20 protein-coding genes are annotated in these 22,893 nt (G+C 70.8%); 11 read left to right on the top strand and 9 right to left on the bottom strand.

The annotated features are described in order from the left end of the window. Positions 1 to 57 precede the first annotated feature (57 nt). The 3 genes from LXT23_RS35565 to sitI6 all read left to right on the top strand — a co-directional run bounded on the left by LXT23_RS35565 (position 58) and on the right by sitI6 (position 3,721). Positions 58 to 987, top strand: a complete 930-nt coding sequence (locus LXT23_RS35565; RefSeq protein WP_253984841.1) for a DUF2381 family protein — start codon at positions 58 to 60, stop codon at positions 985 to 987. Beyond that, complete coding sequence (locus tag LXT23_RS35560; RefSeq protein WP_253984840.1) at positions 984 to 2,780, top strand: serine/threonine protein kinase; 1,797 nt, start codon at positions 984 to 986, stop codon at positions 2,778 to 2,780. Before LXT23_RS35565 ends, LXT23_RS35560 begins: the two co-directional genes overlap by 4 nt. Positions 2,781 to 2,911: 131 nt before the next feature. Next, the gene (gene sitI6, locus LXT23_RS35555; protein ID WP_253984839.1) at positions 2,912 to 3,721 is read left to right on the top strand and encodes a SitI6 family double-CXXCG motif immunity protein; all 810 of its coding nucleotides are present in this window, start codon (positions 2,912 to 2,914) and stop codon (positions 3,719 to 3,721) included. A 31-nt stretch (positions 3,722 to 3,752) separates the two neighbouring features. Here sitI6 and LXT23_RS35550 read toward each other — a convergent pair whose 3' ends face one another. The 4 genes from LXT23_RS35550 to LXT23_RS35535 form a co-directional block, all read right to left on the bottom strand. Continuing rightward, positions 3,753 to 4,499 (bottom strand): dienelactone hydrolase family protein, encoded by a 747-nt coding sequence (locus LXT23_RS35550; RefSeq protein ID WP_253984838.1) that lies wholly within the window; start codon positions 4,497 to 4,499, stop codon positions 3,753 to 3,755. A gap of 46 nt (positions 4,500 to 4,545) precedes the next feature. After that, a complete protein-coding gene (locus LXT23_RS35545) occupies positions 4,546 to 5,712 on the bottom strand; it encodes an iron-containing alcohol dehydrogenase (protein WP_253984837.1) in 1,167 nt (388 codons plus the stop codon). Between the two features lies 1 nt (position 5,713). Further along, entirely contained in the window at positions 5,714 to 6,031 is a 318-nt protein-coding gene (locus tag LXT23_RS35540; protein WP_253984836.1) for an antibiotic biosynthesis monooxygenase, read from the bottom strand. An 86-nt stretch (positions 6,032 to 6,117) separates the two neighbouring features. Continuing rightward, positions 6,118 to 7,359 (bottom strand): heparin lyase I family protein, encoded by a 1,242-nt coding sequence (locus tag LXT23_RS35535; RefSeq protein WP_253984892.1) that lies wholly within the window; start codon positions 7,357 to 7,359, stop codon positions 6,118 to 6,120. A gap of 539 nt (positions 7,360 to 7,898) precedes the next feature. On the opposite strand from LXT23_RS35535, the gene LXT23_RS35530 reads away from it, so the two are divergent. From LXT23_RS35530 to LXT23_RS35495, 8 genes are all read left to right on the top strand, one after another. After that, positions 7,899 to 10,058: an AAA family ATPase gene (locus tag LXT23_RS35530; protein ID WP_253984835.1), complete on the top strand. Its 2,160-nt coding sequence runs from the start codon at positions 7,899 to 7,901 to the stop codon at positions 10,056 to 10,058. A gap of 35 nt (positions 10,059 to 10,093) precedes the next feature. Beyond that, complete coding sequence (locus tag LXT23_RS35525) at positions 10,094 to 11,071, top strand: L,D-transpeptidase family protein (RefSeq protein WP_253984834.1); 978 nt, start codon at positions 10,094 to 10,096, stop codon at positions 11,069 to 11,071. Between the two features lie 29 nt (positions 11,072 to 11,100). Then, a complete protein-coding gene (locus LXT23_RS35520; protein ID WP_253984833.1) occupies positions 11,101 to 12,240 on the top strand; it encodes an LOG family protein in 1,140 nt (379 codons plus the stop codon). A 119-nt stretch (positions 12,241 to 12,359) separates the two neighbouring features. Further along, positions 12,360 to 12,548, top strand: a complete 189-nt coding sequence (locus tag LXT23_RS35515; protein WP_253984832.1) for a hypothetical protein — start codon at positions 12,360 to 12,362, stop codon at positions 12,546 to 12,548. A gap of 105 nt (positions 12,549 to 12,653) precedes the next feature. After that, complete coding sequence (locus tag LXT23_RS35510) at positions 12,654 to 13,337, top strand: HAD family hydrolase (protein WP_253984831.1); 684 nt, start codon at positions 12,654 to 12,656, stop codon at positions 13,335 to 13,337. Next, positions 13,328 to 14,137: an STM4013/SEN3800 family hydrolase gene (locus LXT23_RS35505; protein WP_253984830.1), complete on the top strand. Its 810-nt coding sequence runs from the start codon at positions 13,328 to 13,330 to the stop codon at positions 14,135 to 14,137. The genes LXT23_RS35510 and LXT23_RS35505 overlap by 10 nt, the downstream gene beginning before the upstream one ends. After that, the gene (locus tag LXT23_RS35500; protein WP_253984829.1) at positions 14,134 to 15,450 is read left to right on the top strand and encodes an STM4012 family radical SAM protein; all 1,317 of its coding nucleotides are present in this window, start codon (positions 14,134 to 14,136) and stop codon (positions 15,448 to 15,450) included. Before LXT23_RS35505 ends, LXT23_RS35500 begins: the two co-directional genes overlap by 4 nt. Next, the gene (locus tag LXT23_RS35495) at positions 15,447 to 16,325 is read left to right on the top strand and encodes an STM4011 family radical SAM protein (protein WP_253984891.1); all 879 of its coding nucleotides are present in this window, start codon (positions 15,447 to 15,449) and stop codon (positions 16,323 to 16,325) included. The genes LXT23_RS35500 and LXT23_RS35495 overlap by 4 nt, the downstream gene beginning before the upstream one ends. Before the next feature lie 74 nt (positions 16,326 to 16,399). Here the strand turns inward: LXT23_RS35495 and LXT23_RS35490 are convergent, their stop codons facing one another. Genes LXT23_RS35490 through LXT23_RS35470 form a run of 5 tightly spaced genes read right to left on the bottom strand, consistent with a single transcriptional unit; the run spans position 16,400 to position 22,887 of the window. Next, entirely contained in the window at positions 16,400 to 17,410 is a 1,011-nt protein-coding gene (locus tag LXT23_RS35490) for an FG-GAP repeat domain-containing protein (RefSeq protein ID WP_253984828.1), read from the bottom strand. 55 nt (positions 17,411 to 17,465) lie between these two features. Beyond that, complete coding sequence (locus LXT23_RS35485) at positions 17,466 to 18,608, bottom strand: STM4014 family protein (RefSeq protein WP_253984827.1); 1,143 nt, start codon at positions 18,606 to 18,608, stop codon at positions 17,466 to 17,468. 6 nt (positions 18,609 to 18,614) lie between these two features. Next, a complete protein-coding gene (locus LXT23_RS35480; protein ID WP_253984826.1) occupies positions 18,615 to 19,967 on the bottom strand; it encodes a WGR domain-containing protein in 1,353 nt (450 codons plus the stop codon). 39 nt (positions 19,968 to 20,006) lie between these two features. Beyond that, a complete protein-coding gene (locus tag LXT23_RS35475) occupies positions 20,007 to 21,380 on the bottom strand; it encodes a WGR domain-containing protein (RefSeq protein WP_253984825.1) in 1,374 nt (457 codons plus the stop codon). 43 nt (positions 21,381 to 21,423) lie between these two features. Further along, a complete protein-coding gene (locus tag LXT23_RS35470) occupies positions 21,424 to 22,887 on the bottom strand; it encodes a hypothetical protein (protein WP_253984824.1) in 1,464 nt (487 codons plus the stop codon). Between the last annotated feature and the right edge of the window lie 6 nt (positions 22,888 to 22,893).

The following is a 22,893-nucleotide window of genomic DNA, read 5'->3' as shown; positions in this document are numbered from 1 at the left end:
GAGCACGCAGGGGGCGGGTGCTGTCTGGTACGGTCCAACTCAGGAGGTCATTCCCCCGTGTCACCACTTCCCGGGCTGGTTCTGGCGCTGCTTTCCCTGATGCCGTGGACGGCGGCGGCGCATCCGCCGTCGGAGCGCACCTTGCGCGCCCGCCGCGTCCCCCTGACCGGAGCAGCAGCGGTGGACGTGCGCGTGGCGGCCGGCATTCCCACCACGCTGAACTTCGACGCGGATATCAACCCACTGTCCGTGGCGCTGGAGGTGGGGCTCGTCAAGGTGCTGTCCGTGGCGGCGCGAGCCATCACGCTGACGCCCATCGCGGAACTGGATGGAGCGGTGACGCTGCGCGTGCGCTTCGCGGATGCGTGCTCCGCGCTGGAGCCTGTCTTTTTACTGCGTGCGGACGCGGCGGAAGTGGACACGCAAGTAACGGCCTACCGGGACGCACGCGCGCCGGAACTGTTGCTGGCGCAGGTGGCCGAATTGGAGGCGCACACCGCCGCGTGTGAGCGGGAGGCGGCCACGCTGCGCGAGCGTGGCAGGGCCATCGGCCCGGCCTCCCTGGTGCTTTCAGGTCAGATTGACGGAAACGGGGTCAAGGTTGCCGACGCCCGCTGCGGACCGGGTCCCAGCCCCGGTGGAGTGGAGTGCTCGGAGGGGCAGCGCTTCCTCGCGGAAACATGGGTGGTGGTGTCCGTGTGGCTGCGAAATTCACCGGGGCAGCCGGTGTGGCAGCCGGGCAGGGCGTGGCTCGTGGGCGAGTCCAGCCGCGAGCGCATTCCGGCGCGCGTGGTGGCCCTGGAGCCCGAAGCGCTGGCGCCGGACGCGAAGGGGACACTCGCGGTGGAATTCACCCGCCCGCCCCATCGCCCCGGAGAGGTCTACCGGGTGGAGGTGCGGGAAGCGAAAGGCGCGCGGCACCTGTCCGTTTCGGACGTGACGGTCGATGACGCAGCAACGTCAGGACAGAAGGGGCATGGACCATGACCACGGCGCAACCCCTGGGCTTTCTCAGGCCCGGCGCACTCATTGACTCCTTCCGCATCGTCAAGGCGCTCGGGGAGGGCGCCAGCGGCATGGTGCTGCTGGTGAAGCGGCGCGGGCGGCAATTCGCCCTCAAGCTGGCCCGTTGCCGCGAGGTCAGCGACGACGCGGCGAAAACCAACCAGCGCATGACGCGGGAGCTGGGCTGCCTCATCCACCTGGAGCACCCGAACATCATCCGCGCCCGTGCCTGGGGCCACTTCCCCGACCTGATCGGGGATTACTCCTACCTCGTGCTGGACTACGTGGACGGCTGGACGCTCGCGGAGTGGTTGGAGAAGGCGCGGCCCACCTTCAAGCAGGTGGCACGCGTGTTCCTCAAGCTGGCGGACGCGCTGGAGCATGTGCACCGCCAGGGCGTCTTCCACCGGGACATCTCCCTGTCCAACGTCCTGATCCGCAAGGACGACGGGGAGCCCTTCGTCGTGGATTTCGGAGCGGGCGATTTCGCCAATGCACGGGAATTGACCGAGGGGCCTCTGCCCCCCGGCACCAACCGCTTTCGCGCTCCCGAGGCGGTGACCTTCTGGAGCGACCACCGGTTGGACTTCAGCGCACGCTATCCCTTCCATGCGAAGGATGACCAGTACGCGCTTGCGGTGTGTCTGTACGATGCGCTGACGGACGCGGAAACGGCGAAAGACCCGGAGCAGCGCGCCGCGCGACGCATCACCGTCAACAGCCCCGCCATGGGTTCACCCCCCGTGCCCCGGGCGGTAAACCCGCGCGTCCCCGAGGCGCTCAGCGCCCTGGTGGCCGAGGCCGTGGAGCACGACACGCAGAAACGGTTGCCCACATTGGAAGCCCTTCGCGGCGGCTTGGAAGCGCTGGCCGACGCAGGCGGTGCGGAATGGGGGGCGCCGGTGTTCTCGCCCACCGCAAGCGCGCCGCCGGAGGGCACGGCCTCTCGGGATAGGGGCCCGTGGCGCAAGTTGGCCGCCGCGGGCGCGGTGGTGGTGGCGACCGCTGCGGCCCTTGTGCTGCTACGCGAGCCGTCCCCACCCCCCGACGCGCCTCGCCTCCCGGTCCCCGTGAGCGTCCCGCATGCGCGAGCGCCCGACGCGTCGCCTCCTTCCCCCGCCGCGCCGGCCCCTGCTGAAGTACCGTCATCTGCCCCCGTGGCCCCAGCTCAGAAGGACTCCCCCACCGTGCGTGCCCCCAAGCCTCCCTCGCGTCCGCCTGCCCCGAAGCAGCCCCGGCCCGCCCTCCGCCCCACCTTCACCCCGGAGTTTCTGGCGAAGTGCGCGGGGTACACGCTCGCCGCTCAGCTGGCGGTGGGTTGTCCGGCGCCACAGGTGCGGACGGACCGCGAGGAATGCCCGATGGAAGCTGTCAGGATCATGGAGAAACTGCGGATAAGTCATGACCGGCAGTTCAGCCTCACGCTCGACGTGGTGACCCAGCCCGGCGGCAGCAGTGACCGGGGTGTGTACCGCACTGGGAAGTACATCGGCGCAGTCAACACTCACAGAGGAGGCTGGGTTAAGAGGGGGTGGCGAGTCGAGGGCTATATCTGGACGGAGGGTAAGACCGTTGTGGGCCGCTTCACCAAGATGTTTCCTACAGCCGGGGCCCTTGACGCGGCAGGCGACCCGTTGCCGCCTGAGATTCCCGTCTGCATCGTTCTTGGCAGGAACGGCGGCTTGGAGCCGTTAGAAGGCTCCAAACCCGGAGCCGTCGTGCTACCGCGCTCGGACACCGGCCGGTTCATTCTTCATGAGTGGACGCAACCCTGACGGGCTTGGGCTTTCCCTTCACCTTGTTGACCCCAGGGGCTGTCGGGCGCGTCCGTATCGGATTCACAAAGGACCTGAGGGCGGGCCCTGGAATCAAGCGTTGGTGGGCCCTCCCCCCGGGTACTGACGGCATGCCGCGATTCTTCCAGCTTCTCCTCGGCGACTACAGGCACCAGAAAGGCGGCTACTCCGCCAGGCGCAAATGGCTCCTGCCCGGGGTCAGCTGCCCTGAGTGTAAAGCGACATGGGGTGGAGCGGGCCTCAACTATCCCGCTGTGGACCTCTCGGGCCATCCCGTTGCGAAGACATTGTCGAAGGCCCATCTGGAAGAAGACTTCGAGGAGTTCGAGCGTCTTCGTGAGCAGGTTCGCCCGTTGCTGCCTTCAGGCTTTCCGCTGGAGCCTGGGACCACCTTCGGACCCCTGGTCGGAAAGGCCAGGGGGCCATTCTCCGTGTTCACCCACCAGTACGGGGGCACCCTCCTGGTCCGGTACGACGCTCTCGAACTGTTGCAGGCAGAGGGGATTCGCGGGCTGCGGGGAGTTCCTACGGAGATGGTCTTCCGCCCGAAGGGGCTTCCGGAACTGCTCGACCTGCACATCGAGCCGCGTGGACTGCTGCACCCAGACTGCATCCCGCGCAGTATCCCCTCGCCGTGTCCGAAGTGCGGTCGCCAGGGCTTCAGCCTCCCGAAGCAGCCCATCCTCGACAAGGACTCCCTCCCCAAGAACCTGGACCTTTTCCGGCTGCGCAACTTCGCGACCGTGCTCGTCGTCACCGAGCGTTTCAAGAAAGGAGTGGAGCGCTTCGCGCTCGACGGCCTGACCTTCCGCGAGCTGCCTGTCCAACCTTCCAGCCCCGCAGGACCGCCGACCCGCGCCGCACCCGCACGCAAGCGCACCACGCGCCGTTCGCAGAAGAAGCGCTCCGTCCTCTCTTGAGTGTTGGGCTTGCCCCGGTTGCCGCGCCAGCTCAGCCCCGCAGCGTCCTGCCGAACAAGTCCAGCAGCCTGCGCCAGTGCGTCTCGGCCGTGTCCTTGTCGTACGCGGCCGAACCCGGCACGGAGTAGCCATGGCGCGCACCCGGGTACAGCTCGGACACGTGCTTGACGCCCGACTGCTTCAGCGCCGCGTCCAGCTTCTGGATGGCCTCGGCCGGCATGGAGCCGTCGTTGTCCGCATGGCCGAAGTACAGCTCGCCCTTCACCTTGCCGACCAGCAGGTGGGGGCTGTCGGGCGAGTCCGTGGCCAGCCGCCCTCCATGCGAGGACGCCGCCGCAGCGATACGCTCCGGGAAGTCCGCCGCCATGCGCACCGCGATGCCGCCGCTGAAGCAGTACCCCGCCACGCCCGCCTTCGGGCCCTTCACCGCCGGGTGCTTCGAGAGGAAGTCCAGCTCCGCCGCCGCGTCCGTCTTCAGCGCCTGCGGCGTCAGGGTGCCGATGAGCCCGTAGATGCGCTTGCGGAACACCTCCTCCTCGAACGAGCCCTTGAGGTCGAGCTTCGACGCATGCCCGTTCCGGTAGAAGGGGTTCCGCAGCAGCACCACGTAGCCCTCGGACGCGAGCCGCTTCGCCATCTCCTCGAAGACCGGCCGGATTCCGAAGGCATCCGGAATCATGATGACCGCGGGCCACGGACCCGAGCCCTGGCCCTGCTCGGGCTGGAACAGCTTCGCGTCCATCGTTCCGTCCGCGGTCTTGATGTCGATGTCTTGCATGTCCTCGGTGTCCTTCCAGGCCGGGCCAGTTGCCGGCCGATGCGCGCTACATCGAGCGTGTGGCGATTTCCGTGAGCTCGGCGTCCGTGAGTAACAGGGGGTTGGCCTTCATGCTGCTCGCATTCTTCGCCTTCGCCACCAGCGCCGGGACTTCCGCCGCCGTCAGCCCGTAGCGCCCCAGCCCCGGCACGCGGAGCGCGACGCGCAGGTCCTCCACCCAGGCCAGGGCATCCTCGGCGCGAGCGTCGGCCCGGCCCGTGAGCAGCACCGCCACCTCCTGGAAGCGCGGCACCGCGGGGTGCTCCGGGGCGCGCGCACGGAGGGCTCGCAGATTCACGTCCAGCACCGCAGGCAACAGCGCCGCACACACCGCACCGTGGGGCGCGTCGTACATGCCGCCTACCGGCGCCGCGAAGCCATGCACCGCGCCCAGGCCCGAGTTGGCCAGGCACAGCCCGCCGAAGAGGCTCGCCGCCGCCAGGTCCTCGCGCATGGCCGCGTCCGGCCCCTCCAGCACCGCGCGCCGCAGCGAGCGCGCCGAGCGGCGCATGCCCTCACGGGCCAGCGCATCCGTGAGCGGGTTGGCCCGCGCGGAGAGGAACGGCTCGATGAGCTGCGACAGGGCGTCCATCCCGCTGGCGGCCAGCACCACCGACGGCGCGCCGATGAGCAGGTCCGGGTCCACCAGCGCCAGGCGCGGCAGCATGTGCGGACTGCGCAGGCTGGCCTTCACCTTCGACTCCCTCGAGCCCAGCACCGCGTTGCGCGTCACCTCCGAGCCCGTGCCCGCCGTGGTGGGAATGGCCACGAAGGGCAGCGCCGGGCGGGTGAGCGGCTTTCCCCGGCCAATGACCTCCAGGTAGTCCAGCGGGTCTCCCCCGTTGGCGGCCAGCGCGGCGATGGCCTTCCCCGCGTCCAGCGCGCTGCCCCCGCCGAACGCCACCACGGCGTCACAGCCGGACTCCACCGCCGCCGCCGTGCCTTCCCGCGCCAGCTCCACCGTGGGCTCTCCGTCCACGGAGAAGACGCGGACGGGCACGCCCAGCCGCTCCAGCCCTTCCTGCAGGGCGCGCGCCCGCGTCGGGTCCTTCCCCGTGACGAGCAGCACCCGGCTCCCACCCAGGGCGCGCACGGCCTCGGGGGCCTCGGCCGCGCGGCCGGGGCCGAAGACGATGCGGGTGGCGGTGGCGAACTCGAAGGCGAGGACGCTCACGTCACCACCCGGCGTCGTCGGGGAAGCGGTTGACGAACTTCCGGCTGGTGCGCGGCTCCGCCATCATCGGCGCCACCGTGTCGCGCCAGGTGAGGTAGTGGGCCGTCTCCTTGTGCGCGGCCGGGGCCTGGGGCGTCCGGTACGCCTCCACCAGCACGAAGCGCGTGGCGTCATCGACGTCCTGCATGACGTCGAAGCGGGCGATGCCGGGCTCCTTCACGCTCTCCCGCGCATTGGCCAGGGTGGCTTCGCGGAAGGCTTCCACGTGCTCCGGCTTCACGTGGACCTGGACGTGCACGACCAGCAGGGTGTGGGCCATGCCCACGAAGCTACTCCGGGCCGGAGCCGCGCGGGGGCACGGACTCCGACCCGGTGGGACTTCCAGTGTCGGCTGGCGGGCAGCCGCTACGGCGCGGTGAGGACCGTCGTCGGGTTGAGCACGTCCTCCAGCCTGCGGGCCATGGTCCACCCGTCGTGGTAGACGATGCCCGTCTGGGTGATGGTGTCGTTCCGGTACAGGCCCACCTTCAGGTAGTTGAGCTGCCCGGAGAACTGGGTAGCGATGAAGCGCTTGGGCATCACCAGCTTGCCGTTGAGGTACAGCTCCACGAAGCCCACGCTCGCGTCCGGCGACCACTTCACGTGGAAGATGAAGTCCTGCCACTGGCCGCGCACCAGCGGCGTGCGCCAGACGATGACGCCCGGGCTGCCGCCGATGTTGAGGCGAACCTCCTCGCCGTAGACGTAGAACTCCACCGGCGGCGAGCCGGAGTCACCCTCATGGTGCCACTGGGTGAAGAGCTGCCACGTCTTCGCGCTCGGGAACGTGGAGTCGAACATCGTGCTCCAGCGGTAGTAGAACTCGGAGCCCACCGGCTCGCGCGTCATCCGCACCAGCTCGTTGCGGTTGCCGCTGGAGTTGATGGGGTCGTCGCCGTGCTTCACTGTCGTCTTGATGGCGTAGCGGCCCTGGCGCAGCGGCGAGGCCACCAGCGCGAGCCGGTCCGCGCTCACCATCTGCGTCTTGGTCCACTGGGCCAGGTTGTTCGTCTCGAAGTCACCCACCCACACCACGCTGGAGCCCGTCGGGGGAGGCGTCGTCGGAGGCGGCTGCGTCACGGTGCCGGCGCAGGCGCGCGCCTCGGCGATGCTGGCCCAGTCGTTCAGCGTGTTGCCGTTGACGTAGATGCGCAGCCGGCGGGCGGAGACGGCCGGGAAGGTGTAGGTCTCCGCGTTGGTCGTCGTGCCACTGCTGGTGCCGCTGTAGACCTGCGTGTAGTTGATGCCGTCCGTGGACACCGCCACGGTGAAGGTGTTGGCGCGCGTGTTGCCGCCGTGCCAGGCGATGGCGGCACCCGCCACCGTCTTCGTGGCGCCCAGGTCGTAGTCAATCCACGCACCCTTGCCGAGCTGGCTCCAGCGCGTGTCCAGCCGGTCGTCCATCGTGTTCGCGGGGACGTTGCCGTCGTTGCCGTTGGCGATGACCGACGTGGCGGTGAGCTGCGTGCAGTTCGACGCGGTGAGCGCCTCGGCCGAGACGCCCAGGGACTCCGGGGCCTCCCCCGTCTCCTCGGTGGGGGTGTAGTCGCCACAGCCAACGGCGCCGATACCGAGCAGCGCTCCAGCCAGCAGGAGGGTGTTCTTCAGGTGCGTCATGTGGGCTCTCTGGGGGTAAAGACAGACGGGGAGTGAAGCCGCGCCGCGGAGCGCGGGCGGGCGGGTGTTTGGCTTTGCTGTGGGGGCTTCTCCAAGGACGCGGCCAGTCTGCCGCGCTGCGACGACAACGAGTATCGGGCAGATGTATTTCGTACTCAACACATCGGGAGTGAGCCTGCCTGCCCACCGGCAGAGTGGGCGACACATGTTTACATGTAATCAAAAGCAGCTTGATTGTAATTGTATGGACATGACGGGTGAGGCCTACCCGGAGGTCCGTGTGTGCTGTGTGGAGTCGACACTCGCACCACCCCGGGGCGCGAGGCGCGGGGGCGACCCGGGGCGTTAAAACGTCCGGGTCGCACCGAGGTCGCGCGGGGGCTCGGCGCTCCATCCACACCGCAGCATTCCGCATTGGGAGGTGGGCCATGGCCTCGTCCTCGGGCATTTGTGTGGCCTGTGGAACCCGGATACCGGCGGGCGCCCTCGCGTGTCCCCGCGCTGCTTCCGGCGTGCCACGGGGCGCACCCGTGCGACGGTGGGCACCGACGGTGTGCCAGCCGCCGCTCGTGGGGCGGGGCCCGCAGCTGGGCCGGCTGATGGCGCTCGCGGCGGAGGCACGGCGCGGGCTGGGCCACGCGGTGTGGCTGGTGGGAGAGGCGGGGCTGGGCAAGTCGCGGCTGAAGGACGCGCTGGTGGAGCGGCTGGCCGGCGAGGGCTTCGAGGTGTGGGAGGGCAGTGGCATGGCCCTGCCCGGGACGCCCGCGGGCCCTTTTCGCGAGCTGCTGGATGCCACCCGGGGCCTGCAGCCGCCGACGGGCGTGGGGCGCGTGTCCAGCTCGGAGGCGGAGCTGCTGGGCCGGTTCCTGGAGGGGCGTGAGCGGCAGGGCGTTCCCGCGAGCCTCGCGGCCGAGCGCACCGCGCTGCTCGATGCCCTGTGTCATGCGCTGATGCCCCACCGCCGTCCCCGGCTGCTCGTGCTGGAGGACTGGCAGCACGCGGACCCGCTCAGCCATGCGCTCATCGAGGCCCTGGTGGGACGGCTCCTCCACACCCCGCTGCTCCTGCTGGTGCTCCAGCGGCCCGGCGGCACCGCGCCCGTGCCGGTGTCGGCGACGGTGCTGAGCGTGGAGCCGCTGGGCCCGGAGGAGGCCTCCTCGCTGTACGCGCAGCGGCTGCCCTCCCACGCGGAGGTGTCACCGGACATGCGCGAGGGGTTGCTCCGCTGTGCCGCGGGGCACCCACTGCACCTGCTCCACGCCATCACCCTCCACGAGGAGCAGCCCGAAGCGGAGGCGCCGCGCACGGGGGCGGAGGCGCTCACCGCGCGGCTGGAGTCGCTGTCCCCCGTCCAGCGCGAGGCGCTGCAGGCCGCGTCGGTGCTCGGGCCCTCCTTTCCCCGGCCCGTGCTGGGCGCGCTGGTGGGCGGGTACACGCCGCTGGCGTGGCTGGAGGTGGGCGGGTGGCTGCGGGCCGTCGCGGGGGGACGGTACACGTGGGCCGCCAGCGTCCTGGAGCATGAGGCCGCGCCGGACGCACCCGCGCTGCACCGCCGCGCCGCGGAGGCGTACGAGGCGCTGCCGGTGGAGCTGCGCCGCCGCTGCTGCGTGGAGCTGGCCCGGCACTGGCTCTCCGCGGGCCTGCCGGAGCGCGCGCTGCCCCACCTGCTGGAGCTGGCGGGCTGGCACCGCGCGGCCCTGGAGCCCGTCACCGCGCTGGGCGTGTACCGCTTCTCGATAGGGATGGCGCTCGGGCTGGAGCCGGAGACGTCCCGGGCGTGGCTGCGCGTGCTCTGGGAGCACATGGGGGATGCGCACCGGCTGGCCGGAGAGCGGCCCGAGGCGGAGTATGCGTGGCGCAATGCGCGCTCGCTCGACACCCAGGGGCGGGCGCCCGCGCCGGAGGACCGGGCGCGCCGGCTGGACAAGCTGGCCTCGGTGCTGCTGTCGCTCGGCCGCCACGAGGAGGTGGTGGCGCTGGGGGAGGAGGGCCACCGCGAGGGACTGGAGGCGGTGCCCACGCTGGCGGCTGCCCTGGATGCGCACGCCTCACTGGCGCTGTGCGCGCTGGGGCGCTTCGAGCAGGCGCGCACCCGGCTTCGCCTCGCGCGCGAGCGGCTGCGGCTGGCGCCTCAGGAGACGGGCCCGACGCGGGCCAGCGTGGAGGCCGCGCTGCACCGGGCCATGGGCGACGTGCTGATGGGGCTGGGGCAGCCGGAGCAGGCCACGCTGGAGTACGGCGCGGTGCTGCGCTGGAGCGAGCGCTCCGGAGACACCTGGGAGCATTCCATCGCCCTCTTCAGCCTGGGAGATGCCCACGCTCGCGCGGGAGACCGGGAGCGGGCGACGCACTTCTTCCAGCTCGCGCTGGACGTCAAGTCACGCACGGGGGACCGCTGGGGCATGGCGTACACCCACCACGGGCTGGCGCTGCTGCACACGCAGGCGGACGCGCCGGAGCTGGCGAAGGAGGACGCCGTGCGGGGGCTCCAGCTCGCCGCCGTGCTGGAGGACGGCAGGCTGAAGTCCCTGCTGCGCTGCGTCCTGGGACGGGCGCAGCTGCGCCTCGGAGAGCTGGAGGAGGCCGGGCGACAGCTCCAGCTCGCCGCCCAGGAGGCCGCGGCGGCCGGGGCCCGCCCGGAGCAGCTCCAGGCGGAGGCCGCGCTCCGGGCGCTCGACGCGCGCCGTTGACGGAACCCCCGCCGGGGCACGAGTGTCCACCTCCCGTGTCCTCCTCCCTGCTCCGTCTCCGCGCGCTGCTGGCCTGGGTGCTGGCATTCTCCGCTTCGGGTGTCCTGGCGGCGGACGCGCCCGCTCCGGATGCCTTCGAGGCGTACCTGCGCCCCGCGTACCCTCCCGCCGATGGTTTCACCTCCATGCCTGACGTCTCGGCCGCCCGTCCCGGCAGCGAGGTGCGTGCGCTGGCGCACGGCCAGGTGGTGGAGGTGGGCGTCGGTCAGCACTCCGTCGTGGTGGAGCACCTGTACTACGAGAACCATGCGCTGCTGCGCGCCCGCTCCGAGTATGCGGGGCTCGACTCGGTGCAGGTCCGCGCGGGGGCGCGCGTCACGCGAGGGCAGGTGCTGGGACGGGTGGGGCAGAAGGCCCGGCTCGCCGTGGCGCTGCACGCCGGCAAGACGCTGTCCGCCGTGGAGGCCCGGCGCTTCACCGCCTCCAGGGAGAAGCTGCCGGTTCCCTCGCAGGAGCCGGCGCTGCTGCTCATCTCCCACGCGGACTTCCAGCTCCGGCTGTACACGCGGGGCCGCGAGCAGGTTCGCATGGAGGTCGGCTTCGGTCAGGCGGCCGGCGCCAAGCAGGTGCGCGGAGACAACCGCACGCCGAAGGGCATGTACTTCATCACGCAGAAGCTGCGCGGCGACATCCCCGGCCCGTACTCCGCCTACTACGGTGGCCACTGGATGCGGGTGAACTACCCCAATCCGTGGGACGCGGACCGGGGCGTGTCCGGTGGCTTCGTCGATGCGAAGACCCGCGAGCGCATTGCCCGGGACTGGGCGGCGCGGAAGACCACGGACGCCTCCACGCGGCTGGGCAGCGGCATCGGCCTTCATGGCTGGGCCGGGGAGTGGTCGCTGGAGGACAGCGGTGGTCGGCTGTCCTGGGGCTGCGTGGTGATGCACACACCGGACATCGCCGCGCTGTATGACCGGGTTCCCGAGGGAACCATGGTCGTGCTCTTCTAGCCGGGCGCGAGGCGTGGAATCCTCCGCCTGTGATCGAGATAGAGACCATCGAGGCGTTCGAGCGGCACCTGCGCGCGGGAGCGCACCTGTCCAACGTCGTCATCCAGGGACTGGACCTGCGGCGGTACACGCGCGAGCTGGCCTCCGCCGAGCTCGTGGGCACCGTCTTCCTGGGGTGTGAGCTGGAGAAGGAGGCGCTGCAGGTCGCCCTGGAGCACGGGGCCCTGGTGTTCCCACCGCTGACCGGGCTGCCCTACCACCCCTACCGCGGCACGCTCTACACGCCCGACGAGCTGTACGCCGGCTTCGACCTCGCGCGGCCGGAGTCGTACGCGGACACGCTGGACGCCCGCGTCTACGCGCACTGGGCCACCCACGGCCGGGGCAACCCTCCCACGCTGCTGGAGACGCTGGCGCAGCGGCTCCATGACCATGCCGTCACGGATGCGATGGAGGACCTGCTCAACGCGGAGGGCGGCACGCGCAAGGTGGTGGCCATCATGGGCGGCCACTCCATGAAGCGGGGCCAGCCGGACTATCGCGCGGTGGCGACGCTGGCCCGCGAGCTGAGCCGCCAGGGGTTCTTCATGGTCAGCGGCGGCGGCCCGGGCGCCATGGAGGCCACCCACGTGGGCGCCTGGTTCGCCCGGCGCACCGAGGCCGAGCTGGACTCGGGGCTCGCCATCCTCGCCAAGGCCCCCAGCTACACCGACCGCGAGTGGCTGGCCCGCGCCTTCGAGGTGCGCCGCGCCTTCCCGCTCCGCGACGAGGACCGGCCCTGGTGCGACAGCCTGGGCATCCCCACGTGGCACTACGGGCACGAGCCGCCCAACCCGTTCGCCACCCACATCGCCAAGTACTTCGCCAACAGCGTGCGCGAGGACGGCCTGCTCACCATCGCGAAGGGCGGCATCGTCTACGCGCCGGGCAGCGCGGGCACCATCCAGGAGATCTTCCAGGACGCGTGCCAGAACCACTACAACTCGGTGGGCGTCATCAGCCCGATGATCTTCCTGGGCACGGAGTTCTGGACGCGCACCCGCCCCGTGTACCCCCTGCTGGCCCAGCTCGCCCAGGGACAGGAGTACGCGCGCCACCTGCTGCTGACGGATTCGCAGGAGGAGGTCGTCCGGGCGCTGGTGGAGTACGCCCGCGCCAGGGCCGGGTGACACCTTTTGCCTCCACGGGTGTTCGAGGCACGTGTGCGCATGCCGGGCCTGCCGGTATGCGCCGCCGCCAGGGGCGTTGTGCAAAGGGCCGGACCTGGCCACGCCGACGGAGGAAGTGCATGTCCCACCCCAATCCACTCTGGCTGGGTGCCGCCTGTGTCGTGCTGGGAACGCTCCTCCTGATGGCACCGTCCTGCTGGTTCAAGGAGGGACGCCCACCTCCGCCTGCGCCCGAGTCCTCCCGCCCGGCCCCCGTCTTCGTGGGCGTGGGGTGGGGGCTGCTCTCCCTCTGGGTCGAAGCCCGCTAGGGAAGGTCGAATCCGGGGAATCCTGGCGCGTCCCCTGGGGGCTCGCCCTGTTCTGACCCGGCGCGTCGGCATATCCTCGGGCCCCTCTTCGGGAGGAGTGCCTGGATGCGGCCCCGGGCCGTCTTCTTCGACTTGGATGACACGCTGATCGACCGGGCGGAGGCCTTCACCCGCTACGTCGAGGACCTCATCGTCCGCCACCCGGCCGCCTTCGCCGGGACGCACCGGCATGCCGTCGTCGCGGAGCTGCGCGAGTGGGACGCGCGCGGCTCCTCCGACCGTGCCGCCTTCAGCCAGCAGGTGACGACCCGCTATCCAGGCCTGGAGCTGACGCCCGAGGCGTTCTGGGAGGACATGACGTCCCGGCTGCCCGGCTTCGTGGTGCCCTACCTTGCCCCCCGCGCGCTGGTGATGACGCTGGGCAAGCAACTTCCCGTCACGGTGGTGACCAACGGCTCCAGCCGCATGCAGCGGCAGAAGCTGGCCGCCGCGAAGCTCGACACGTACCTGCCCGAGGTCTTCATCTCCGGCGAGGTGGGGAAGGACAAGCCCGACCCGTTCATCTTCGGCGTGGCGCTCGCCTGGGCGGAGCGTGCCCCGGAGGACGTGCTCCATGTGGGCGACGACCCCGAGCGCGACATCGCGGGCGCCGCGCGCATGGGCCTGGCCACGTGCTGGGTCTCCCATGGGCGACAGTGGCCTCGCGGGCTGCCCACCCCCACCTTCACCGTGCCGACCGTCGTGGGCGACGTGCGCGACATCCAGGAGGTGCTCGCGCAATGGACATGAACGCCGTGGTCGGCTCGCACGACCTGCTCTTCCTCACCCTGGACACGCTCCGCTACGACGTCGCCGAGGAGCTGGCCGCCCAGGGCCGCACGCCGAACCTCACCGCGCTGCTGCCCGGAGGCCGCTGGGAGGCGCGCCACTCGCCCGCCAGCTTCACCTACGCCGCGCACCACGCCTTCTTCGCCGGCTTCCTGCCCACGCCCGCCGCGCCCGGCCTCCACCCGCGCCTGTTCGCCATGCGCTTCGAGGGCAGTGAGACCACGGCCCCCGGCACCTGCGTCCTCGACGCGCCGGACCTCGTCACCGGCCTGGCCGCGCGCGGGTACCACACCGTGTGCATCGGCGGCGTCGGCTTCTTCAACAAGCGCAACCCGCTGGGCAACGTGCTGCCCGGCCTCTTCGCGGAGAGCCACTGGGCGCGCGAGCTGGGCGTGACAGAGCCTCGCTCCACCGAGCACCAGGTCGCCCTCGCGGTGCGCCGGCTGGAGGAAGTGCCTCGCGAGCAGCGGGTCTTCCTGTTCATCAACGTGTCCGCGCTGCACCAACCCAACCGCCACTACCTGCCCGGCGCCACCCGGGACTCGCGCGAGAGCCATGCCGCCGCGCTGGAGTACGTGGACAGCCAGCTTCCACCCCTGTTCGCCGCCCTGCGACGCCGGGGCCCCGCCTTCTGCATCGTCTGCTCGGACCACGGGACGGCCTATGGCGAGGACGGCTATACCGGCCACCGCCTGGGCCACCCCGTCGTGTGGACGGTGCCCTATGCTGAGTTCCCGCTGAATCGAGACACCGCACCATGACGCGCCTGGAGCAGATGCTCGCGGAGACGCCCTACGTGGCGTACCTCTACGGCTACCCGCACAAGACGGCCTACCGGCCCTTCACCCCCGCGCTCCCGCTGGAGTCCGTCTGGGCGGAGGAGCGGCGCGACGCGCTGTTCCTCTACCTCCACGTGCCCTTCTGCGAGATGCGCTGCGGCTTCTGCAACCTCTTCACCGCCGCCGGGCCGAAGCAGGACGTCGTGGACGGGTACCTCGCCGCGCTGGCCCGCGAGACGCGCCGGGTGAAGCAGGCCCTGGGCCCCGCCACCTTCGCTCGGGCAGCTGTCGGCGGAGGCACGCCCACGCTGCTGGACGTGGCCGGCCTCAACACCGTGTTCGACCTCATGGAGGGCGTCATGGGCGTGGACCTGAAGCACATCCCCATGTCCGTCGAGGTCTCCCCGGAGACGGTGGACGCGGAGAAGCTCAGGACCCTCCGGGCGCGCGGCACGGACCGGGTGAGCATCGGCGTGCAGAGCTTCATCGAGGCAGAGGTCGCCGCGGTGAAGCGCCCGCAGAAGACGGCGCAGGTGGAGGCCGCGCTGGACCTCATCCGCTCCACGGGCTTCCCCACGCTCAACCTCGACCTCATCTACGGCATGGAGGGGCAGACGGTGGAGAGCTTCCTGTTCTCCCTGCGCGCCGCGCTGCGCTTCTCGCCCGAGGAGCTCTACCTCTACCCGCTCTATGTGCGGCCGCTCACCTTCCTGGGCAAGAAGGCCCGCGCCTGGGATGACCTGCGGCTGGCGCTCTACCGCGCGGGCCGCGAGTTCCTCCTGGCCCAGGGCTACACCCAGGTCTCCATGCGCATGTTCCGCGCGCGCCATGCGCCGGACGCCGGTGGCCCCGCGTACCGCTGCCAGGAGGACGGCATGGTGGGCCTGGGCTGCGGGGCGCGCTCGTACACCGGCGGCGTGCACTACTCCTCCGAGTATGCGGTGGGCTCGCGCGAGGTGCGCTCCATCATCGCGTCCTACAGCGAGCGCACCGAGGCGTCCTTCGGCGAGGTGGGCTACGGCTTCCGGCTGGACTCCGAGGAGCGGCGGCGGCGCTACATGCTCCTGTCGCTGCTGGCGGACGGCGTGGACCTGGCCGCGTACCGCGAGCGCTTCTGCACCGACGCGCTGGTGGACTTCCCGGAGCTGGCGGAGCTGGAGGCGCACGGGCTGGGGAGGCAGGCGGACGGCGCGTTCCGGCTCACCGAGGCGGGCGTGGAGCGCTCGGACCTGATTGGTCCCTGGCTGCACTCCGAGGGCGTGCGCGAGATGATGCAGGAGTACGCTTGGCGATGACGCTCACCGTGCTCTACCGGGGCCCGCTCTCCAGTTGCAACTTCGGTTGCGAGTACTGCCCGTTCGGCAAGTGGAAGCACACCGACGAGGAGCTGGAGAAGGACCGCGCGGACCTGGAGCGGTTCCTCTCCTGGGTGGAGGCGCGCCCGCACCAGCGCATCTCCGTCTTCTTCACGCCCTGGGGAGAGGCCCTCATCTGGCCCTGGTACCAGGAGGCGCTCGCGCGGCTGTCGCACCTGCCGCACGTGGAGCGCGTCGCCGTGCAGACGAACCTCTCCTGCAAGCTGGACTGGGTGCGGCACTGCAAGGTGGAGAAGCTGGGCATCTGGGCCACCTTCCACCCCGAGTGGATGAAGCGCCCCCGCTTCGTGTCCCAGTGCCAGACGCTGTCCTCGCTGGGCGTGCGGCACAGCGCGGGCGTGGTGGGCTTCGTCCGCTTCGCCGAGGAGGCCGAGGCCCTGCGCGCCGAGCTGCCCGCGGACACGTACCTGTGGGTCAACGCGGTGAAGGACGGGCAGGAGGAGCCCTACACGGCCGAGGACCTGGCGCGCTTCACCCGCGTGGACCCGCTCTTCCCCATCAACAACACGCGCCACCCCAGCCTGGGCCGCGCGTGCAGGGGAGGGGAGTCCGTCATCTCCGTGGACGGCGAGGGCACGGCGCGCCGCTGCCACTTCATCGACGAGCCCATCGGCAACATCTACGCGCCGGACTTCGACGCGGCGCTGAAGCCGCGCCCGTGCTCCAAGGCGACGTGCGGGTGCCACATCGGCTACGTGCACCTGGAGTACCTGGAGCTGGACCGCGTCTTCGGCTCCGGCATCCTCGAGCGCGTCCCCGCGTCGCCGCTGTGGCGCGCGGCGCCCCGAGCCTGAAGTGGCTCGGGGAGGAGAGGTGCTCCCGAGCTCCCGCCCCGGGCCCTGTCACGGGCCCGGAGCAGCGGCCTGCTTCACGGGGTGGGGTAGAGCTTCACCGCGATGTCGCCGCCCGGCGCGAAGCCCCACGCGGCGCTGCCGTAGGAGGCGTTGCCGGTGGAGCTGTAGAGGTAGTACCAGACGCTGGAGCTGGGCGACGGCGCGATGTAGGGCCGCCACACCGCGAAGTCCGCCTTGCTGTCGCCGTCGTAGTCCGCGGGGACGGGCACGTCTCCCGACTGGCCGAAGGGCGCAGCGGCGAGCGTGCCGGTGGCGGGGTTGACCAGGTAGTACCAGGTCCCGTTGGACGGCCGGAACACGGCGAGCTCCGCCTTGCCGTCACCGGTGTAGTCGGCGGGGACGGGGATGTCGTTGGAGAAGCCGAACGGATAGATAAACGACGGGCTGCCGGAGCTGTAGAGGACGTACCAGGTGGCGTTGGAGGGGCGGAACACGGCCAGGTCCAGCTTGCCGTCGCCGTCGTAGTCGGCGGGCACCGGCAGGTCCCCGTATTGGCCCCAGTGCGTGGTCACCGTGGTGCCGTAGCAGGTGTGGAGGATGTGCCAGGTGCCCGTCGAGGGCCGCCACACCGCGACGTCCGCCCGGCCGTTGCCGTCGTAGTCGCCGGGCACGGCGATGTCGCCGCTCTGGCCGAGCTGCACCGTGGTGGTGGTGAAGGGGTCGTGACGAATCTTCCAGACGCCCGTGGCGGGGTCCCACACCGCGATGTTCGTCATCCCGTCGCCGTCGTAGTCCGCCGCGACGACGCGCGACTGGCTGTTGCCGAACTGGATGCTGTAGGTGGACCCCAGGCTGGACTGAATCTTCCAGTAGCCCGTGGGCGGGTTGAACACCGCGAGGTCGGACACCCCGTCGCCATCGAAGTCCTGCGCGGGGCGGTTGCTGGGGACTCCGGCGCAGAGGTTCACCGCGGCCTGCTGCGTGCCGGTCTCCTCCGGCGTGGTGGGGGCGGTGGGCTCTGCTCCACAGCCGGTTCCGAGCAGCAGCACCGAGGCGGACAGCAACATCGTTCTGGATACGAGCATGGGACTCCCTCCGAGGGTGGGGGCCCTTCGTACCCAGTTGCTTCAGTGACTGTCTCTAAGGGGAACCCACCATGCGCAGGGCCTCGCGAATCTCCCACTCGTACACGGTGAGGCCGTCGCGGCGCAGGTTGGGCAGCAGGTCGCCAAAGGCGTTGGCCTCCAGTACGCGGTGGCCGGAGAAGTACTCCTCGTACATGAGGTCGATGCCCACGTGCAGGCAGTCGTGGGCGCGCGCCACCGTGCGGCAGCTCTCCAGCGCGTCCGCGAGCTCGTTCGGGGGCACCGCGGCGTGCAGCTCGTCCAGGTCCCCGCGCCAGCCGCCCAGGTGGAGGTTGGTGATGGAGTGCCGGCTCTGCCGCACCACCGTGAAGGCCGGCTCGCCGCGCACCATCAGCACCCGGCAGTCGAAGTAGTCTCCGCCCAGCCGCGCCTTGGGAACCGCGCGCTCCACCTGCGAGCCCTCGTTCAGGAGGAACCCGAGCACCTCGTCAATCGTTCGCGGGTCCTCCAGCCGGCGCACCTTCAGCGAGTTGTACCAGCCCGTGTCCGCCTGCTCGATGGTGGTGGTCAGCGTGTCCCTGCCGCGCCCCCGCCGGTAGATGGCGAGGCACGACGCCGACGAGCCGCAGGACAGCTTCACGAACACCTCGCGGCAGTCCGCCTCGCGCATCCGCTGACGCAGGGACTCCGGGTCCGTCACGCCCTCCAGCGGCTCGGGCACCGGCACGCCCAGCGCCGCGTACCTGCGCGACGTGACGCGCTTGTCGAAGAGCTCCGCGATGCTCGCGGGGGACTGGAGCACCCGCCAGCGCGGTCGCTCCCGGAAGAGGGCCTCCAGCTCGGCGAGCACGCTCAGGAAGCCCAGGTGGTGCTGCCGGGGACAGAGGATGCGCCCATGGTCGTACGCCAGCGTGGCGACTTCCTCCGGCCGCAGGCGCGTGCACTCCAGCGGCAGCGTGTCGGGGTAGCCGCGCGTGAGCAGCGCCTGCTCCACCTCCCAGCTCTCACCCGCGGAGTCGATGCGGACCAGGGCCTCCGTGTCCGGCAGGTCCGCGAGGAGGCCCGGGTGGGCCAGCAGCTCCCTCCAGGGGACCACCGTCGCGGGTGGCAGCCCCTGGAGGGCGAGCGCTTCCTGGAAGAGGGTGACGCGGCGGTTCTCCGCGTTGCCGATGAGGATGAAGGGAGGCGCTGCCGGCATCTGGCGCTACTCGCCCACCGCCACGTAGCGCTCGCCGTCTTCGCCGTCCGAACGGTCACGGCGCTGGTTGCCATGCGCCACGTCCGGGCACAGCTTCGCGATGAGCTTCGTCCCCTTGGTCGTGAGCAGGTTCCGCGTCACGTCCAGGCGCTTGAGGTGCTTGAAGGCGTCCGCGTTCGCCGCGAGCACCGCCGCGTCCGCGTCCGTCATGGTGCCCTTGGACAAATCGAGCGTCTCGAGCTGCTTGAGCACCCGGGACTTCGGCAGCAGCACGCACAGCTGCGCGGTGAACTCCGCGTTGCACAGGCCCAGGTGCTTGAGCTCCGGCAGGTCCTTGGCGTCGAGGATGTTCTGGAGGTCCTTCTCGCTGCCCCCGGCGCCGTAGTTCTCGCTGCCGAACCAGACCTCCAACCGCTCCAGCTTGGGCCACTTCGCGGCGTTGATGGCCTTCACCGACGGGCGGCCCAGGCCTCCGGACTCCAGGATGAACTCGCGAAGCTCCGGCAGGTCGATCTTCCCCAGGCTCACGCCGCCGCCGCGCAGCCGCAGGGAGCGGAGCTGGGGCAGGGCCTCACACAGCGGCGTGACGCTGCCCACGTCCGTCCAGGAGATCTCCGTATCGTCGGGGAACACGTAGTCCCCGAGGAACACCTTCTGGAGCGTCTTGGGCGCGTTCTTGGCGATGTGCCGGATGAGGTTGCCGTAGTGGTTCTCCCCGTCGTTGTCCGCAAGCCCGATGACCAGCTCCTGGAGGAAGCGCGCGGAGGGGTGCTTGAGCAGCAGCTTCAGCGTCTCATCCAGCTCGAGCTCGGGGTGCTCGTCGTAGTCCCCGACCGCCAGCCGGGCGCTCCGGATGAAGCCCAGGTGCCACTCCACCGACAGCGTCTTGTCCTTGAGCGAAGAGGCGAGCGCCGTGCCCACCAGGAAGCCCTCGTGCTTCTTGAGGACGTTGGCCACCTTCCGCTTGAGGGCCGTGGCCTCCGCGCCCGTGGCCTGGAGCTGCGCGTGCTGGAGGGCGATGAACTCGCCACGCGGGTCGCCCTGGGACTGGAGCCAGTCACCGTAGACGAGGTACCCGTCCGGAGACTCCGGCGCGCGGAGGATGGCGGCCTCCAGCTCCGGGTTGGACTTCGGCTTGGGGCCGGTGTCCTCGGGCTTCATGCGCGTGTAGCCCTTCTTCTCCTTCTCCAGCACCAGCTTGTCGTACGCGGTGTTCGCCTCGTAGGTGAACTTGAAGGTCTGGACCTTCTCCTGGCCCTCCGTGCCGATGCGGCCCCAGCGCGTGGTGACCTTGGTCTCGTCCTTGGTGATCTCCCAGAACTTGTTGGAGCTGCCTTCCTTGAACTCGTACCGCGGCATGGTGTCCCCCTTTTGATGTCTCGAGGTCGTGTCGTGCGGCTACTCGCCCACGGCGGCGTAGCGGTATTCCTCGTCGTAGTCGCGCTGATTGCCCGCGCTCACGTTCTTGCACAGCTTCGCCACCTGCTGCTGTCCCTCATCGGTGAGCGTGTTCTCGGTGACGTCCAGGCTCTTGAGGTGCGCGAAGGCCGAGGCGTTCTCCGCCAGGATGCGCGCGCCCTCGTCGGACAGCGTTCCCTTGGACAGGTCCAGCGCCTCCAGCTGCGGGAGGAGCTTCGACCGGGGCAGCACCTTGGCGAGCTCGTCGGTGAACTCGGAGTTGCAGATGCCGAGGTGCTTGAGGTGGGGCAGCCCCTTGGCGTCGAGGATGGGCTGGATGTCCTCCACGCCGCCCTCGCCGCCGTAGTTGTCGCTGCCGAACCAGACCTCCAGCCGCTCCAGCTTCGGCCAGTTCGCACTGGCGATGGACTTCACCGCGGAGAGAGCCAGGCCACCCGTCTCGACGGTGAACTCGCGCAGCTCCGGCAGGACGATGCTGCCCAGCTCCAGCGAGGCGCCACGCAGCCGCAGCGAGAGCAGGCCCGGGAGTTGCTTGAGGAGGGCCGAGACGTCGGTGAGGTGCGACCAGGAGATCTCCGTGTCGTCCGGGTACTCGAAGTCGCCGATGAACAGGTTCTGCAGCGTCTTCGAGCCCCCCAGGTCGGTGAGCGCCTCGGTGAGTGCCCCGACGACGTCGCCGTAGTTGTTCTCGTCGTCGAAGTGCGCCATGCCGATGGTGAGCTCGCGGAGGAAGCGCGCCGACGGGTGGGCGAGCAGCTCCTTCACCAGCTCCGCCACGTCGGTGTCGGAGTCGTAGTCCTTCTGGCCCACGCGCGCGGAGCGGATGAAGCCCAGGTGCCACTCCACCTTGAGCTCTTCTTCCTCCAGCTTCTCGGCCATGTCCCCGAGCAGAGTGCCCTGGCGCTTCTTGAGGAGGTCCTTGACCTGCTTCTTGAGCTTCGTGGCCTCGTCACCGCTGGCCTGCATGGCCGCATGCTGGAGGGCGATGAGCTCGCCGCGCGGGTCGCCCTGGCGCTGGAGCCAGTCGCCGTAGACGAGGTACGCGTCCGCGTTGTCCGGGTTCTGGAGGATGGCGGCCTCCAGCTCGGGATTGGAGGCGCTCTCTCCCCCCTCGTCGTCACCGGAGTCGCCGTCGTCGCCCTCGCCCTCGCCCGCGAGCTCGTAGCCCTTCTTCTCCTTCTCGCGGATGAGCTTGTCGTACTCCTTCTGCGCCGCTGCCGGGGAGCCGAAGGTCTGCGTCTTCTCCTGCCCATCCGTGCCGATGCGGCCCCAACGCGCGGTGAAGGTGTTGCCCGAGAGGGTGATCTCCCAGAACTTGCTGGAGCTGCCTTCCTTGAACTCGTACCGCGGCATGGAGCGACCTCCGCGCGCCGGAGTGGCGCGCCCGGACCGGACGCTAGAGAAGGCCCCGGGCAAGCTCAAGCGTTACGCCCGTCCAGGCCTCCCATGGGGACTCGGAAGGGGCCTCCCGGGGCTCGACACCCGCTCGCGCGACGCGGGGGCCCGGTCTGCTCAGGTCCAGCAGGTGCAGGCCCACCCGGGCCTCCGGCTCCAGTGCGGCATGGGTACCCGGTGGGCTGGCGTCGAGGAGGAGGACGTCCACCCGGGCCCGCTTCGTGTCGGTGGCGGCCCCGGCGAGCACGGTGTCCAGGTCGGGCGAGGTGAGGACCTCCGCCGTGCCCCGGGCGCGCCACTCGCGCAGCAGCAGCTCGCACAGGCCGCGCTCGGCCTCCAGCGGCAGGGCGCCGGTGGCGTCCTGGGGGAAGACGACGCGGAAGCGCAGGTCCTCATGGCCCAGCCACGCGGACAGCCGGCGCACGAGGCACAGCACCAGCCCCAGCGCCACCACGGCGCGCTGCCAGCGCAGGCCGGCGTCCTTCACCCGCGCGTCCGCGAGGCCCGGCAGCAGGACGAACGTCACCACGTGCCGCCGCCGCACCGCCACGCTCTCGTCACGCGTGTAGTAGAGCAGCTCGCCCTCCACGTAGCGCACGTCGAACAGGTCCAGGTCCGGCTCGTCCTCCATGTAGACGAGCTCGGAGGTGACGAGGTTCTCCAGGCTGCCCACGTTGGACACGGAGGCGAAGCCACCCTGTGGGAAGGAGGCCTCGTCCTCCAGCGTGGTGGGCGTGGGGCCGGAGGTGGCGGGCCGGGCGCGGAGCTTCGGAGGCAGCGTGCGCGACAGCGCCTCCGCGGCCTCCACGGCCTGCTCCAGCGCCAGCCGCTGGCCCTTGCCCTGGAGGTGCTCCAGGTTCTCCAGCGTGAAGACCTCCGCGTCACCCAGCAGGGCCTGCGCGCGGCGGGCGCCGCTGGCCAGCGCCTCGTAGCCCTCGGCCAGCCGCTCCAGCGCCGGGCCCGCGCCGGGCTCGCGCAGCGCCGCATAGCCGGCGTGGAGCAGCTCGGAGGAGGGACGCTCCAGCACCCGCCGCACGAGGCCGGGGTTCACCGCCGTGCCCCCGGTGAAGCCGAGGCGCGCCAGCACGCGCGACACGAGGAAGGCGATGCCCAGGGGACGGAGCGGCTCGGGCAGGCGGGCGAGGGCGGTGGAGACGGCCTCCAGGTGCGGCTCCGCGGCCAGCCTCGCGAGCACGTGGTCGTCATACGCGCGCACGGCGGTGCGCAGCCGGCGCAGGGTGTCCGGGATGGGCAGGACGGGGGAGGGGGCCACGCCAGAGACGAGCCGGCCGAGGTCGGAGACCATGGCCGGAGGCGGCAGGGCGGGCGACTCGGCGAGCGTGGCCAGCAGCCAGGGCACCGCCGCCGTCAGGGCGTCGGGCGTGGGGCCATCCTGCCGGGCGAGGCACAGCCCCGCGCACAGCCAGCGCTCGGTGTCCCGCGGTCCTCGCAGCTCCGCGCTCATCCCTGG

Source organism: Pyxidicoccus xibeiensis (genome assembly GCF_024198175.1).
GTDB classification, from domain to species: domain Bacteria; phylum Myxococcota; class Myxococcia; order Myxococcales; family Myxococcaceae; genus Myxococcus; species Myxococcus xibeiensis.
The sequence above is the reverse complement of the archived record's forward strand: the minus strand, read 5'-3'. Positions and strand labels throughout refer to the sequence as shown.